General features: G+C 62.6%; 10 protein-coding genes. 1 reads left to right on the top strand and 9 read right to left on the bottom strand.

Translation table 11 applies throughout. The features are described 5' to 3' along the window. Positions 1–71 precede the first annotated feature (71 nt). Together AC56LK_RS10980 and AC56LK_RS10975 are read right to left on the bottom strand one after the other, a co-directional pair. Positions 72–992, bottom strand: a complete 921-nt coding sequence (locus AC56LK_RS10980) for a helix-turn-helix transcriptional regulator (RefSeq protein WP_497184572.1) — start codon at positions 990–992, stop codon at positions 72–74. Between the two features lie 134 nt (positions 993–1126). After that, positions 1127–3898 carry a hybrid sensor histidine kinase/response regulator gene (locus AC56LK_RS10975; protein WP_497184571.1) on the bottom strand — a complete coding sequence of 924 codons (2772 nt, stop codon included), beginning with the start codon at positions 3896–3898 and terminating at the stop codon, positions 1127–1129. A gap of 245 nt (positions 3899–4143) precedes the next feature. Between AC56LK_RS10975 and AC56LK_RS10970 the strand changes: the two genes are divergently transcribed. Continuing rightward, positions 4144–4506: a hypothetical protein gene (locus tag AC56LK_RS10970; protein ID WP_497184570.1), complete on the top strand. Its 363-nt coding sequence runs from the start codon at positions 4144–4146 to the stop codon at positions 4504–4506. Between the two features lie 2 nt (positions 4507–4508). On the opposite strand, the gene AC56LK_RS10965 is transcribed toward AC56LK_RS10970, so the two are convergent. The 7 genes from AC56LK_RS10965 to rplK form a co-directional block, all read right to left on the bottom strand. Next, entirely contained in the window at positions 4509–5039 is a 531-nt protein-coding gene (locus tag AC56LK_RS10965) for a phytanoyl-CoA dioxygenase family protein (RefSeq protein WP_497184646.1), read from the bottom strand. A gap of 165 nt (positions 5040–5204) precedes the next feature. After that, positions 5205–9455: a DNA-directed RNA polymerase subunit beta' gene (gene rpoC / locus AC56LK_RS10960; protein ID WP_497184569.1), complete on the bottom strand. Its 4251-nt coding sequence runs from the start codon at positions 9453–9455 to the stop codon at positions 5205–5207. Between the two features lie 224 nt (positions 9456–9679). Next, a complete protein-coding gene (gene rpoB / locus AC56LK_RS10955; RefSeq protein WP_497184568.1) occupies positions 9680–13789 on the bottom strand; it encodes a DNA-directed RNA polymerase subunit beta in 4110 nt (1369 codons plus the stop codon). 296 nt (positions 13790–14085) lie between these two features. Next, positions 14086–14460, bottom strand: a complete 375-nt coding sequence (gene rplL, locus AC56LK_RS10950; protein ID WP_436107996.1) for a 50S ribosomal protein L7/L12 — start codon at positions 14458–14460, stop codon at positions 14086–14088. Positions 14461–14529: 69 nt separating this feature from the next. Then, positions 14530–15054 carry a 50S ribosomal protein L10 gene (gene rplJ / locus AC56LK_RS10945; protein WP_497184567.1) on the bottom strand — a complete coding sequence of 175 codons (525 nt, stop codon included), beginning with the start codon at positions 15052–15054 and terminating at the stop codon, positions 14530–14532. A gap of 270 nt (positions 15055–15324) precedes the next feature. Continuing rightward, positions 15325–16020, bottom strand: coding sequence for a 50S ribosomal protein L1 (gene rplA, locus AC56LK_RS10940; protein ID WP_436107998.1), 696 nt, complete (start codon positions 16018–16020; stop codon positions 15325–15327). Continuing rightward, the gene (gene rplK, locus AC56LK_RS10935; protein WP_020653552.1) at positions 16020–16451 is read right to left on the bottom strand and encodes a 50S ribosomal protein L11; all 432 of its coding nucleotides are present in this window, start codon (positions 16449–16451) and stop codon (positions 16020–16022) included. The genes rplA and rplK overlap by 1 nt, the downstream gene beginning before the upstream one ends. Positions 16452–16527: the final 76 nt, after the last annotated feature.

The raw sequence follows: 16527 nt of genomic DNA, 5'->3' as shown, positions 1-16527 counted from the left end.
CAATGACCAGCATGATAAAAAATGAAACAAAGGCATTCCCCCCCGGGGTGGGGGATGTTCGGGAGACAAGCTTACATGCGCGAGATGGCGGGACGCAGGATGGCCAGCAGGCCGGCTTCGGAGGTGCAGCCGAACTTCTCGTAGACCGCCTTGACGCAGTCGCGCAGCACGGCGTCGCTGACGTCCATGCGGCTCCTGGCCGCTTCGCGTCCGCCGCCCAGGCCCATCCAGAAGGCCACTTCCATCTGCTGCGGCGACAGCTCGACGCTGCCCAGCGCGCGCCAGATCCGCAGCGGCATCGGCACCACGAACTTCAGGAAGATGCCGACGGTGCGGCTATGGATGGCGTCGTAGGAACCGGCGCTCATCCACTGCGCGCGCGCTTCCAGCACGCCGCCGGCCAGCTCCAGCGTGCCCGCCGGCAGGCGCCAGGGATAGCGCTCGCCGTACACCACCGACTCCACCAGGCGCAGGCAGAACGGCGGCAGGGTGCGGCGGTCGAACACCTGCTGTTCCTGCGAGGCCAGCTGGTCGAGCAGTGCGCCGGCCGAATCGCTCAGGAACAGGATGTCGCCGTTGGTGGTGGCCAGCAGCATGGCCTCGTCCTCGATCACCCCTAGCAGGCCGTTGCCGGCCACGGCCGCATTGCGCAGCGCATGGTCGAAGTAGTTGGCGACGCGCCCCAGGTCTTCCTCGTCGTCGGTATCGAAGGGCGGGCCGTCGTCGCGCAGCAGGGTCAGGGTGCCGACCGGGTTCGCGGCCGACCCGAGGCGCGCCTCGAGCACGTGGGCCGCGCGTGCGCGCGCCTCCGCCGGGGGCACGCCGAAGTCCACCGAGTCGCCATAGAAGTAGCCGTTGGGCGGCGGCAGCACGCCCAGTACGTTGGCCTCGTGCAGGTCTTCGGGCGACTGCTGGGCGAGCAGGAACAGCTGGGACGCGCTGTTGGGAATCAACTCGCGCACCAGCTCCAGCGCATCGGGGATCAGGGTCATCAGGTGCAGGCCGCCGGAACACAGGATTCGCAGGCGCGCCCACTGGCGACTGTTCTTTTTACGGGACACAGCTCAGGTAAAGATGTCGAGGATTTAACAATATTGCTGAGTTATAGCAATAAAGTCAAACCCAATCAACTTACGCCCGCAATATCCGCTTCCTGCGCTACAGCTTTTTGTTCCTCCGCAAGCGCCGGCTGGCACTGCGGCAGCTGGGCCAGGATGTCGGCCAGCGCCCGGAATTCCACCGGCTTGACCAGGTGGTGGTCGAAGCCGGCCTGCTTCGACAGGTCGCGGTCGCGCGCCTGGCCGTAGCCGGTGAGCGCGATGAAACTCGCGCCGGGGTGCTCGCGGCGCAGGCGGCGCGCCAGTTCGTAGCCGGTCATGTCGGGCAGGCCGATGTCGAGGATGAAGGCGTGGGTACGCGCGATCTCGCTGGAGGCGAGCGTGCGCAGGGCGCCGTCGAAGACGTACACGGTATGCCCCTGCTCGCGCAGCAGCACCGCCAGCGACTGGGCCGCATCGACGTTGTCGTCGACGATGGTGAGCGTGCACGGCGCGACCTGCTGCGTGCGGGTATGGCGGTGCAGCGGCGCAGGCGCGTTGGCGCCATCCAGCGCGGTGGCCAGCGGCAGCAGCACCGACACCGCGGCGCCGAGATTGGGGCCGTCACTGTGCGCCTCGACCTGCCCGCCATGCATGTGGACGATGGTTTTCACCAGCGCCAGGCCGATCCCGAGGCCGCCCTGCGAGCGGTCCGGCGTGCGCTCGGCCTGGGTGAACAGGTCGAACACGTGCGGCAGCAGCTTGGCGTCGATGCCGGCGCCGTTGTCGATCACGGTGAGGCGCGCCTGCTCGGGGCCGGCCTCCAGGCGCAGCGTGACCTGTCCGCCCGCCGGCGTGTACTTGGCCGCGTTGTTGAGCAGGTTGACCAGCACCTGCACCAGGCGCGTGCGGTCGCCCCGGACCAGCACCGGCTGCATTGGCGCCTCCACCGTCAGCACATGGTTCTTGGCTTCGATGTGCGGGCGCGCCTGCTCGACGGCGGCGCGCAGCATGGTGTTCAATTCCAGCGTCTCGGTCTCCAGCTTGACCAGGCCGCGGGTGACGCGCGAGACGTCCAGCAGGTCGTCCACCAGCTCCGTCATGTGGCGCACCTGGCGCGAGATGATGTTGCCGGCCTTGAGGCGCAGGTTCTCGTCCACGGTCGGCATCTTGAGCAGCTGGGCCGCATTGGTGATCGGCGCCAGCGGGTTGCGCAGCTCGTGCGCCAGCATGGCGAGGAACTCGTCCTTCATCTTGCTGTGGCGCTCAGCCTCGGCGCGCGCGGCGCGCTCGCTGGCCAGGATGCCTTCGCGCTCCTTGGCCGCGCGCTGCGCAAGGTCGTACAGGCGCGCGTTGTCGATCGCCACCGCGGCCTGGGACACGAAGCCGGTGATCAGCTGTTCGGTGCGTTCGTCGAACTGGTGGGTCTTGGAGTGGCCGAAGAACAGGCCGCCCAGCACCTCGCCGGAGCGCGAGCTGACGCAAGCCGCCAGGTAGCTGCGCACCGGCAGGTGGCCCTTCGGCATGCCGTGGTGCGGCCCCATGCTGCCGTAGCGCGGATCCTTGGTGATGTCGTCGCTGCGGATCGGCGGGCCGCCGCGGAAGGTATGTCCGAACAGCGCGGTCGGACGCGGGTGGCCGAGGTGCTGGAAGGCTTCGCGCGGCGCGCCGGTCAAGGTATAGAGCAGGTAGGCGTCGCCGTTGGCGTCCTTGCCGTTGTAGAAGAAGGAGCCGAATTCGGCGCCGGTCAGTTCGGTGGCGGCATCGGTGACCGCCTGCAGCAGGGTGTCGATGTCGAGCGTGGAGGCCAGCACCTTGCCGGCCCGGTTCAGCAGTTCGAGCATGCGCGTCTCTTCGCGCAGGGCTTCCTCGGCGCGGATGCGGCGCAAGGCCTCCCAGGTGCGGCGCGACAGGTCTTCGGCCAGGATGCGGTCGTCCTCGTTCCAGTGGTAGGCGCGGTCCCTGTACAGGAAGCCGGCACCGTGCAGGCGGTCGCCGTCCTTGAGCGGGATGACGATCACCGAGCGGATGCCGAGCATCAGGCAGGGCCTGGCGACGGCCGCGCACTCCGGATCGGTCGAAACGTCGTCGATGCAGATGGTGGTGCCGGCCCGCAGCGCGTCGAGCTGGCTCGGGGACAGCATGTCGATCGGCAGCGTGCCATGGGCGCCGCCGGTCTCGACGCCATCTTTCCACTCTTCCTTGACGGTGAAGGTACGCTTTTGCTCGTCCAGTTCGACGTAGGCGACATTGGAGCCGCTGAAGTATTCGCTGGTGAGGCGGATGGTCGCCTTCAGCATCGGGCCGAATTCGATTTCTCGCCGCAGCGTGTCTGCCAGCTTCACCTGGTAATGCCGGCGTCGTTCACCCAGCACGGCCTTGGTGGTTTCGGCGAAGGTAACCAGCACACCCTCGACGGTGCCGGTGTCGCCGTAAATAGGGCTGTACGAATAGCTGAAGTAGCAGGTCTCGTAATAACCGAAGCGGTTGATCGTCAGCGGCATCCCTTCGGAGCCCAGCGCCTCGCCCGCCCGCACCTGCTGCCATATCGGGCCGATTGTGGGCCAGATCTCGGCCCAGGTAATGCGGGAATCGTTGCCGAGGGCAGCGTCGTTCTTGTCGCCCAGGATGGGTACGTAGGCATCGTTGAAGAACTGGACGTAAGAATCGCCCCACGCGAGATAGGCTGGCAGGCGCAGGTCGAGCACGGTGCGGACGGCCTGTTTCAGGCTGTGCGGCCAGCCGCCGACTGGACCGACGGCAGTGGTCTCCCACGGGAAGGCGCGCATGCGGCGCTCCATCTCCGTCATGTGGCTCGCTGCGCTTGCGGCGTCCGGGGTGGCGTCAAAGGGCCAAGGCATATTGCTCTTAGGGCAAGTAATGTGGATAGATCGTTAACTCAGCGGTGCATGATAGCAGTCCTTACATGGAAGGGGCGTACGGATGAGTTAGATGGCCAACATTGTGCGGGCTTGCATCGGTTCTTACCCTGGGAGGATGAGTTGCGCCGGCACGGTCTCCGGATTCGCTATTGGGGTGATGAGTCGGCTTAGAATGCTTGTTGCACTTCAGGCATTGCTTCTTCTCGTCAGCGAAAGGAATCCAGGTGAACCGTTCTGTTCTGCTCGTCGTCCTGCTCGGATTTATGGCGGCGCCTCTTGCCCAGGCTGAGGAACCCTCGATGTGCACATCGGTGTGCTCGTCTGAAAAGGAACAATGCACGAAGCGTGCAGGCAAGATGACCGAGCTCGATAGCTTGCCCAAGCTGGAGGAGAAAAATCCGTTTGCGCGGACTGCGGACGGGGCCGGCCAGGTGTGGTCGGAGTCGGCGCGTGCGAACGAGCGGCGGGCGGCGCAACGGCGTAACAGCGAGCGGGTCGATGCGTGCAATGCGAGCTATAAGCGCTGCACGGGTGCGTGTGCGCCGGCTACTGCCCCAACCAGCGATCAGGCTCTGCCGGCGAGATGAATTCAATCAGGACTTTCGACTGGCCCGGCATGGCGCCGCGTCCCTGCTTCCTTCGCCGAGATACGTCCATCGCGATGAGAGCCGGGTACGAACTGGAGCGGGCCGTCATTGCTCGAGCACGGGTCAAGGTGAACGCGCAGGGCGACCAGTTGCTCCAGGAGGCTTGCAGGCGGCTGGACGAATATGCCGCCTTCCTTTTCCGACCACCCACGCAACGCGGGATGCTCGACGCGGGCTGCAACCGGAATGCTCAATTCCTGATCGATGGGAACCAGCCAGTTTCGCTCCACCGACTTTTCGAAGTACGTGCACTGGACCGCGACTAGCCCGGCAGGAACGAGGTCTGCGACACCGGCGTGCTCACGTAGGCATCGGACCGGTTGACGGCACCATTCTTCGGCCAGCAGGCAGCGGGTGTCGGCAGCGTCGGTGCCGAGCGTTGTGGTCATGGCAGCGATATCGTTGCATTCACGTGCAGAAAGCACCTGCGGAACGCTGGCGAATCCATCGCTATCGAATCGTTCTCTCAACATGGCATGGCTGACGGTTCTTATGTGAAATGAAAGCACAAGAAGCAGAAGGTCGGCGGGGAGTCGGGGGAAACACAGCAGGAGCATAGTATCTCGCCACAAACCGTCGCGCATAAAAAAACGGCACCCTCAGGTGCCGTCTTCATGTCAGCTAGCTAGCTAAAACGATTACTCGCCGTCGCTGTGATGCTGCTCCGCCGGAGCCGCAGCATTCTGCTGGTCTTCCATCGCCTGCAGTTCGGCAGCCATGTTGGCCTTCTCCTGCTGCAGCAGTGCCTGGCGCTCTTCCGCCTCCCACACTTCCTTCTCCTTGCGGGCGCGGTGGAATGCCAGGCCGGTACCGCCAGGGATCAGGCGGCCGACGATGACGTTTTCCTTCAGGCCGCGCAGGCCGTCGCGCTTGCCCATGATCGCCGCTTCGGTCAGCACGCGGGTGGTTTCCTGGAACGATGCGGCCGAGATGAACGAATCGGTCGACAGCGATGCCTTGGTAATACCCAGCAGCACGTTTTCGTAGGTTGCCGGCAGCTTGCCAGCAGCGACGACCTTGTCGTTTTCTTCCAGCAGCTCCGAACGCTCCACCTGCTCGCCGACGATGTAGTCGGTGTCGCCGGCTTCGACGATCTGCACGCGGCGCAGCATCTGGCGAACGATCACCTCGATGTGCTTGTCGTTGATCTTCACGCCCTGCAGACGGTAGACGTCCTGCACTTCGTCGACGATGTAACGTGCCAGCGCTTCGATACCCAGCAGGCGCAGGATGTCCTGCGGATCGGCCGGACCATCGACGATCATCTCGCCCTTGTTCACCACCTGGCCGTCGTGCACCAGCACTTGCTTGTCCTTGGTGATCAGGAACTCGTGCTTGGCGCCGTCCATGTCGGTGATTTCCAGGCGTTGCTTGCCCTTGGTCTCTTTACCGAACGCGACGGTACCGGTGACTTCCGCCAGCATGCCCGCGTCTTTCGGCGAACGTGCTTCGAACAGTTCGGCAACGCGCGGCAGACCACCGGTAATGTCACGGGTCTTCTGCGATTCGGTCGGGATACGTGCCAGCACTTCACCCACCGTTGCCTGCTGACCGTCCTTGACCATGATCAGCGCGCCGACCTGGAAGCCGATCGTCACGGCGTGTTCGGTGCCGGCGATCTTCACTTCCTGGCCTTCTTCGTTCAGCAGCTTGACCTGCGGACGCAGGACCTTGCCCGAACCGCGGCGCTTCGGATCGATCGCCACCAGGGTCGACAGGCCGGTCACTTCGTCCACCTGGCGAGCGACGGTAACGCCCTCTTCCACGTTTTCGAACTTGATGGTACCTGCGTACTCGGTGATGATCGGACGGGTCAGCGGATCCCAGGTCGCCAGTGCGGTACCGGCCTTGACTACCTGGCCGTCCTTGACGATCAGGGTCGCGCCGTACGGCACCTTGTGACGCTCGCGCTCACGGCCGTGGTCGTCGGTGATCAGGACTTCGCCCGAACGCGAGATCACGATCTGCGCGCCCTTGCCGTTGGTGACGTAACGCATGGTCGCGGTGAAGCGGACCGTGCCGTTCGACTTGGCTTCGACCGACGATGCCACTGCCGCACGCGATGCCGCACCACCGATGTGGAAGGTACGCATGGTCAGCTGGGTACCCGGCTCACCGATCGACTGCGCCGCCACGACGCCGACTGCTTCGCCGCTGTTGACCAGCATGCCGCGGCCGAGGTCACGGCCGTAGCACATTGCGCACAGGCCGAAGCGCGTGTCGCAGTTCAGCGGGGTGCGGACCTTCACTTCGTCGATGCCGAGACGTTCGATCTCTTCGACCATGTCCTCGTCCAGCAGGGTGCCTGCTTCGAACACGGTTTCCTGGGTTTCCGGGTTGACGACATCGGTGCCGGTCACGCGGCCGAGGATACGGTCGCGCAGGGCTTCGATGACTTCACCACCTTCGACCATCGCCTTCATGTGGGTACCGTTGCTGGTGCCGCAATCGTCTTCGGTCACCACCAGGTCCTGGGTCACGTCGACCAGTCGACGGGTCAGGTAACCCGAGTTCGCGGTCTTCAGTGCCGTATCCGCCAGACCCTTACGGGCGCCGTGGGTCGAGATGAAGTACTGCAGAACGTTCAGGCCTTCGCGGAAGTTCGCGGTAATCGGCGTTTCGATAATCGAACCGTCCGGCTTGGCCATCAGGCCTCGCATACCGGCCAGCTGGCGGATCTGGGCTGCCGAACCACGGGCGCCCGAGTCGGCCATCATGTAAATCGCGTTGAACGATTCCTGGGTGCCTTCGGTGCCGTCACGCTTGATGACCGGCTCCACTTTCAGCTGGTCCATCATCGCCTTGCCGACTTCGTCCGAGGTCTTGCCCCAGATGTCGACGACCTTGTTGTAACGCTCGCCGGCGGTGACCAGACCCGAAGCGTACTGCTGCTCGATCTGCTTCACTTCCGCTTCGGCGCTCGCGATCATGCCCTTCTTGACATCCGGGATCAGCATGTCGTCGACGGCGATCGAGATGCCGGCACGGGTCGCCAGGCGGAAGCCCGACTGCATCAGCTTGTCCGCGAAGACGACGGTCGCACGCAGGCCGCACTTGCGGAACGACGTGTTGATCAGCTTCGAGATTTCCTTCTTCTTCAGCGCGCGGTTCAGCACCGAGAACGGCAGGCCTTTCGGCAGGATCTCGGACAGGATCGCACGGCCGACCGTGGTCTCGTAGCGGGTCAGGGTCTGCACGAATTCGCCGGTGACCGGGTCCTTCGGGTTCTCGACGATACGCACGGTGATGCGGGTCGCCAGTTCGACTTCCTTGTTGTCGTACGCGCGGATGACTTCCGAGACGTCCGGGAACAGCATGCCCTCGCCCTTGGCGTTGATCGCCTCGCGCGACGCGTAGTACAGACCCAGCACGATATCCTGGGACGGCACGATCGACGGTTCGCCGTTCGACGGGAACAGGATGTTGTTCGACGCCAGCATCAGGGTGCGCGCTTCCATCTGCGCTTCGATCGACAGCGGCACGTGGACTGCCATCTGGTCACCGTCGAAGTCGGCGTTGAACGCCGCGCAGACCAGCGGGTGCAGCTGGATCGCCTTGCCTTCGATCAGGACCGGCTCGAACGCCTGGATACCGAGACGGTGCAGGGTTGGTGCACGGTTCAGCATGACCGGGTGTTCTTTGATGACTTCTTCCAGGATGTCCCAGACCACCGGTTCCTGGATTTCGACCAGCTTCTTCGCCGCCTTGATGGTGGTCGCGAGACCCATCAGTTCCAGCTTGTTGAAGATGAAAGGCTTGAACAGTTCCAGGGCCATCAGCTTCGGCAGGCCGCACTGGTGCAGTTTCAGCTGCGGACCGACCACGATGACCGAACGGCCCGAGTAGTCGACGCGCTTGCCCAGCAGGTTCTGACGGAAACGGCCGCCCTTACCCTTGATCATTTCAGCCAGCGACTTCAGCGGACGCTTGTTGGCGCCGGTCATCGCTTTGCCGCGACGGCCGTTGTCCAGCAGCGAGTCGACCGCTTCCTGCAGCATGCGCTTTTCGTTACGCGTAATGATTTCCGGAGCGCGCAGTTCCATCAGGCGCTTCAGGCGGTTATTACGGTTGATGACGCGGCGGTACAGGTCGTTCAGGTCGGAGGTCGCGAAACGGCCGCCATCCAGCGGGACGAGCGGACGCAGCTCCGGCGGCAGGACCGGGAGCACTTCCATGATCATCCACTCAGGCTTGATGCCCGAGCGCTGGAAGGCCTCGAGCACTTTCAGGCGCTTGGCGTATTTCTTGATCTTCGCTTCGGACTTCGATTCCTTCAGCTCGACGCGCAGGGCTTCGGCATCGCGGTGGATGTCGATCGAGCGCAGCAGTTCACGGATGCCTTCGGCGCCCATGAATGCGGTGAAGTCGTCGCCGTACTCTTCGTACTTGGCGGCGTAGTCGTCTTCCGACATGATCTGGCACTTCTTCAGCGGGGTCATGCCAGGATCGGTCACGACGTATGCTTCGAAGTACAGCACGCGTTCGATGTCGCGCAGGGTCATGTCCAGGACCATGCCCAGACGCGACGGCAGCGACTTCAGGAACCAGATGTGCGCGGTCGGCGAGGCCAGTTCGATGTGGCCCATGCGCTCACGGCGCACCTTGGCCAGCGTGACTTCGACGCCGCACTTCTCGCAGATGACGCCGCGGTGCTTCAGGCGCTTGTACTTGCCGCACAGGCATTCGTAGTCCTTGATCGGGCCAAAGATCTTGGCGCAGAACAGACCGTCGCGCTCAGGCTTGAAGGTGCGGTAGTTGATGGTTTCCGGCTTCTTGACTTCGCCGTAGGACCACGAACGGATTTTCTCGGGCGACGCCAGGCCAATCTTGATGGCGTCGAAGCTCTCGTTTTGCTGAACTTGCTTGAATAGATCGAGCAGTGCTTTCATGTATCACTCCAGGTGATTGAATTCTTTACTGAGTACTACTACCGCCGCTTCTCACCGATTTTCGCCGGTGCTTGCTGAGCCCGCTGCCCTTGAAAGCGTCATCCCGGCGCAGGCCGGGATCCAAGTTTGCCGGCTATTCACCGGACTTAGGCCCCGGCCTGCGCCGGGGCGACGACTCGAAGGTCGCGGACCAGCCCGAAGGCTGGCGGCCATGCTGGCCCTGCTTAGTTGCGCTCGAGATCGATGTCGATACCCAGCGAACGGATTTCCTTCACCAGCACGTTGAACGATTCCGGCATGCCGGCGTCGATCACGTGATCGCCCTTGACCAGGTTCTCGTACACCTTGGTACGGCCGTTCACGTCGTCCGACTTCACGGTCAGCATCTCCTGCAGCACGTACGATGCGCCGTAGGCCTCCAGTGCCCACACCTCCATCTCACCGAAGCGCTGGCCACCGAACTGGGCTTTACCACCCAGCGGCTGCTGCGTCACCAGCGAGTACGGGCCGGTCGAACGGGCGTGCATCTTGTCGTCGACCAGGTGGTGCAGCTTCAGCATGTGCATGAAGCCGACGGTGACCTTGCGCTCGAATGCTTCGCCGGTGCGGCCGTCGAACATCGTGACCTGGTTCTTCGACGGGGTCATGCCCAGGTGGTTCGCGATCTCGTCCGGGAAGGCCAGGTCGAGCATGCGGCGGATTTCCGACTCATGCGCACCGTCGAACACCGGAGTTGCGAACGGCACGCCGTTCTTCAGGTTGTTCGCCAGGGTCAGGATCTCTTCATCGCTGAAGCTGTCGAGGTCTTCCTTGCGGCCGGTCTCGTTGTAGATCTTGCCCAGGAAGCCGCGGACTTCTTCTGCCTTCGCTTGAGCCCGCAGCATGTCGCCGATACGCAGGCCCAGGCCCTTCGCCGCCCAACCGAGGTGGGTTTCGAGGATCTGACCGACGTTCATACGCGACGGGACGCCCAGCGGGTTCAGCACGACGTCGGCCGGGGTACCGTCGGCCATGAACGGCATGTCTTCCACCGGCACGATACGCGAGACCACACCCTTGTTACCGTGGCGGCCCGCCATCTTGTCGCCCGACTGCAGGCGGCGCTTGACGGCCAGGTAGACCTTGACCATCTTCTGCACGCCAGGCTGCAGCTCGTCGCCTTGCGTCAGCTTCTTGCGCTTCTCTTCGAAGGCCAGGTCGAACTGGTGACGCTTCTCGTTGATCGATTCCTTGATCGCTTCGAGCGCGTTGGCGGTGTCGTCGTCGGCCGGACGGATGTCGAACCAGTGGAACTTGTCCAGGTCCGCCAGGTAGTCGGCGGTGATCGCGGCACCCTTCGCCAGCTTCTTCGGACCGCCGTTGACGACTTTACCGATCAGCATGCGCTCCAGACGCTGGAAGGCGTCGCCCTCCACGATACGCATCTGGTCGTTCAGGTCCAGGCGGTAGCGCTTCAGCTCGTCGTCGATGATCTGCTGGGCGCGCTTGTCGCGCTGGATGCCTTCGCGGGTGAACACTTGCACGTCGATGACGGTGCCGACCATGCCCGAAGGCACGCGCAGCGAGGTGTCCTTCACGTCCGAGGCTTTTTCACCGAAGATCGCGCGCAGCAGCTTCTCTTCCGGGGTCAGCTGGGTCTCGCCCTTCGGGGTGACCTTACCGACCAGCACGTCGCCGGCTTGCACTTCGGCGCCGATGTAGACGATGCCCGACTCGTCCAGGCGAGCCAGCTGGTTCTCGGCCAGGTTCGAGATATCGCGGGTGATTTCTTCCGCGCCCAGCTTGGTGTCACGTGCGACCACCGACAGTTCCTCGATGTGGATCGAGGTGTAGCGGTCGTCCTTGACCACGTTTTCCGAGATCAGGATCGAGTCTTCGAAGTTCAGGCCGTTCCACGGCATGAAGGCCACCAGCATGTTCTGGCCCAGTGCCAGTTCGCCCAGGTCGGTCGAGGCGCCGTCGGCGATGACGTCGCCGCGTGCCACGCGATCGCCCACTTGCACGATCGGACGCTGGTTGATGTTGGTATTCTGGTTCGAACGGGTGTACTTGATCAGGTTGTAGATGTCGACACCGACTTCGCCCGCGGTTGCTTCGTCGTCGTTGACGCGAATAACCACACGGCCTGCATCGATGTAGTCCACCACGCCGCCGCGCAGGGCTTGCACGGTGGTGCCCGAGTCGACCGCCACGGTGCGCTCGATGCCGGTACCGACGAAGGCTTTCTCCGGACGCAGGCAAGGCACGGCCTGGCGCTGCATGTTGGCGCCCATCAGTGCACGGTTCGCGTCATCGTGCTCGAGGAACGGAATCAGCGACGCTGCAACCGACACGATCTGGCCCGGGGCCACGTCCATGTACTGGATGCGTTCCGGCGAGACCAGGATGGTTTCGCCTGCTTCACGTGCCGACACCAGTTCGTCGACCAGCTGGCCTTCTTCATTGATCGCGGCGTTTGCCTGCGCAATGATGTAGCGGCCTTCTTCGATCGCCGACAGGTAGTGGATCTGGTCGGTGACCTTCGAACCTTCGACCTTGCGGTACGGGGTTTCCAGGAAGCCGTATTCGTTCAGGCGGGCGTACAGTGCCAGCGAGTTGATCAGGCCGATGTTCGGGCCTTCAGGCGTTTCGATCGGGCACACGCGGCCGTAGTGGGTCGGGTGCACGTCGCGCACCTCGAAGCCTGCACGTTCGCGGGTCAGGCCGCCCGGGCCAAGTGCCGAGACGCGGCGCTTGTGGGTGACTTCCGACAGCGGGTTGGTCTGGTCCATGAACTGCGACAGCTGCGACGAACCGAAGAATTCACGGATCGCGGCCGAGATCGGCTTGCTGTTGATCAGGTCGTGCGGCATCAGGTTGTCCGCTTCGGCCTGGCCGAGGCGTTCTTTCACTGCACGCTCGACGCGCACCAGGCCGGCACGGAACTGGTTCTCAGCCAGTTCGCCGACGCAACGCACGCGGCGGTTACCCAGGTGATCGATGTCGTCGACTTCGCCGCGGCCATTGCGCAGCTCGACCAGGATCTTGATCACGGCCAGGATGTCGTCGTTCGACAGGGTCATGTCGCCCACGAGTTCGTCACGGCCGATGCGGCGGTTGAACTTCATGCGGCCGACAGCCGACAGGTCGTAGCGTTCCGGGCTGTAGAACAGGCCGTTGAACAGGGCTTCCACCGATTCTTCGGTCGGCGGTTCGCCAGGACGCATCATGCGGTAGATCGCCACGCGCGCGGCGGTCTGGTCGGCGGTGTCGTCGGTGCGCAGGGTCTGCGAGATGTAGCCGCCTTGGTCCAGGTCGTTCGTGTAGAGCGTCTGGATGTCGGTCACGCTGGCGTCGCGCAGCTTGCCCAGCAGTTCTTCGGTCAGCTCGTCGTTGGCGACGGCGATGACTTCGCCGGTGTCCTGGTCGACGATGTTCTTGGCCAGCACGCGGCCCAGCAGGTAGTCTTCCGGCACCGAGATGCTCTTGATGCCGGCGGCTTCGATGTCACGGACGTGCTTGGCGTTGATACGCTTGTCCTTGGTGACGATGGTCTTGCCGGTCTTCGGATCGACGATGTCGAAGCGCGCGACTTCGCCGCGCAGGCGTTCGGACACGAACTCCAGCTCGCCGCCTTCATTGCGGAGGGTGAAATTGTCGAAGACGAAGAAGTTCGCCAGGATCTGCTCCGGCGTCATGCCGATGGCCTTCAGCAGGATCGTGACCGGCATCTTGCGGCGGCGGTCGACGCGGAAGAACAGGATGTCTTTCGGGTCGAACTCGAAGTCCAGCCACGAGCCGCGGTAAGGAATGATACGAGCCGAGAACAGCAGCTTGCCCGACGAGTGGGTCTTGCCGCGGTCGTGTTCGAAGAACACGCCCGGCGAGCGGTGCAGCTGCGAGACGATGACGCGCTCGGTACCGTTGATGACGAACGAACCGTTCGTGGTCATCAGCGGCAGTTCGCCCATGTACACTTCCTGCTCTTTCATTTCCTTCACGACCGGCTTGGTCGGCGATTCCTTATCCAGGATCACCAGACGCACCTTGGCGCGCAGCGGCGACGCGAAGGTCAGGCCACGCTGCTGGCACTCTTTCACGTCAAACGCGGGGTCGCCCAGCACATAGGACAGGAACTCGAGGCGCGCAAAACCATTGTGCGACACGATAGGGAAGATGGAGCTGAAGGCCGACTGCAGGCCTTCGTTCTTGCGCACGGAGGGAACGGCGTCCGCTTGCAGGAAATTCTCGTAGGATTCGAGCTGGGTAGCCAGAAGATAGGGAACGTTGTGAACGTTGGCGCGCTTCGCGAACGACTTGCGAATGCGCTTCTTCTCAGTAAATGAGTAGTGCATGGACACTCCGTGAGTGACAGAAAGGATGAGAATTCAGGAATTGCCAGTGGTGGTCACACCACACGCAAGGCCTGAAGCCTCTGCTTTCCCGCCAAGTGATTAAGACAGCCGTACTGCTGTGTTACGATATTTCTGAACCCGGTACTGCTTGCTGCTGATGTTGCTTATCGGCACCTGACGCGGACGTTTGCTGCAGGGACGACAAAAGAGCCAAAGCCGCATCCCCTCCCTTTCGGCAGGTTCCGCAAGCTTTGACTCCCGCGCTGGGCACTGCGAGAGTGCCCAATGCATATGTATTACTTCAGCTCGGCCTTGGCGCCAGCTTCTTCCAGCTTCTTCTTAGCGGCTTCAGCGTCAGCTTTCGGCAGGGCTTCTTTCACGGTCTTCGGTGCGCCGTCGACGACGTCTTTGGCTTCCTTCAGGCCCAGGCCGGTGATTTCACGGACGGCTTTGATGACGCCGACCTTGTTCGCGCCGACTTCGGTCAGCACGACGTTGAATTCGGTCTGCTCTTCAGCAGCAGCTGCAGCAGCGCCGCCGCCAGCTGCAGGAGCCGACATTGCAGCTGCCGACACGCCGAACTTCTCTTCGAAAGCCTTGACCAGGTCGTTCAGTTCCATGACCGACATTGCGCCAACTGCGTCCAGGAACTCTTCTTTGCTAATTGCCATTTGAAACTCCAAATATTGTGTGTGTGTAGTACAGGATTGGTTCTACTTGAACAAAAAGTCGCGAAGCGATTACGCTTCGGCGGCTTCCGCTGCCGGAGCAGGGGCGCCTTCGCCTTTTTGTGCTGCGACTGCAGCCAGAACTCGTGCAAAGCCAGACACCGGTGCCTGCATGACGCCCAGCAGCTGGGCGATGAGGACTTCGCGGCTCGGGATGCTTGCCAGCGCGGTCACGCCAGCCAGATCGAGCTGCTTGCCAGCGTAGTTACCGGCTTTCACAACCAGCTTGTCGTTGGTTTTGGCGAAGTCGTTGATGACTTTCGCTGCTGCAACGGCGTCGTCCGAGATCGAGTAGATCAGCGGGCCGGTCATGGAATCGGCAAGCGCGGCAAATTGGGTGCCTTCCACAGAGCGACGTGCCAGCGTGTTCTTCAGAACACGCAGGTAGACGCCCTGGGCGCGTGCGGTTGCACGGAGTTTGGTCAAGTGAGCAACCTGGATGCCACGGTACTCAGCCACGACGATGGTCTGCGCGGTTGCAACTTTCGCGCTTACCTCTTCGACGACGGCCTTTTTGTCATTCAGATTAAGACCCACGGTCAATCTCCTTAAATGATGCGGACAACATGTCTGCATCGGTTCGAACACGGCGTCCGAAGTTAAGAAGTCAATCTAACGCGGATGAATTCACGCAGCGTGGACTACAAAACTTGTTCGGGTACACCATCTGCGTTGGGTGGCTTATTAACCTCCGGCTCAACCTCTGCCTTCAGCCCAACGGTCTTTGATTGCCTGCCGGAGCGGTACATTGCCCCGACAGCCCAAAGATGCGCCTCGCGTTACTCTGCGAGGACTAAATACTGTTTATTAAGCAGCGATCGAAGCGTGATCGACACGGACGCCAGCGCCCATGGTCGACGACAGGGCGACCTTGCGCAGGTACACGCCCTTCGAGGTTGCCGGCTTCGCCTTGTTCAGGGCATCGATCAGCGCGACCAGGTTGGTCTTCAGCTGCTCATCCGAGAACGACTTGCGGCCGATGGTAGCGTGGACGATACCAGCCTTGTCGGTACGGTACTGGACCTGACCGGCTTTGGCGTTCTTGACGGCGGTAGCGACGTCCGGAGTCACGGTGCCGACCTTCGGGTTCGGCATCAGGCCGCGCGGGCCCAGGATCTGACCCAGGGTACCGACAATACGCATGGTGTCCGGCGAAGCGATCACGATGTCGAACGGCATGTCGCCGGCCTTCACGCGCTCTGCCAGGTCTTCCATACCGACGATGTCGGCGCCGGCTGCTTTAGCAGCTTCAGCCTTGTCGCCCGATGCGAAGACAGCGACGCGCACGGTCTTGCCGGTGCCAGCTGGCAGCACGACCGAACCGCGGACCACTTGGTCCGACTTCTTCGGATCCACGCCCAGTTGCACGGCGACGTCGATCGACTCGTTGAACTTGGCGGTTGCGAATTCCTTGATGATCGACACAGCGTTGTCGAACGCGTAGACCTTGTTACGGTCCACTTTTGCTTTCATTTCTTTGACGCGCTTGGACAGCTTAGCCATTACACACCCTCCACCGTGATGCCCATCGAACGTGCCGAGCCGGCGATGATACGCACTGCGGCGTCCATGTCGGCGGCGGTCAGGTCCGGCTGCTTGGTTTTTGCGATTTCTTCAGCCTGGGCACGGGTCAGCGTGCCAACCTTGTCGGTATGTGGCTTCGGCGAACCTTTGGTGATGCCAGCGGCTTTCTTGATCAGGTAGGTTGCCGGTGGGGTCTTCATCACGAAGGTGAAGGACTTGTCGGCGAACGCGGTGATCACGACAGGGATCGGCATGCCCGGCTCGAAACCCTGGGTCTGGGCGTTGAACGCCTTGCAGAATTCCATGATGTTCAGGCCGCGCTGACCCAGTGCCGGGCCGATCGGTGGGGATGGGTTTGCCTTACCGGCTGCGACTTGCAGCTTGATAAAGCCAATAATCTTCTTTGCCATGTCTGGCTCCTAAGTTGGCATTGAGTAGTAGCGCCCCACCGCTACTACTCTTCGGCGGGGCTCCTCTTTCCGGATT

The sequence above is a fragment of the Telluria sp. ZB4P36 genome, from assembly GCF_059685865.1.
The sequence above is the reverse complement of the archived record's forward strand: the minus strand, read 5'-3'. Positions and strand labels throughout refer to the sequence as shown.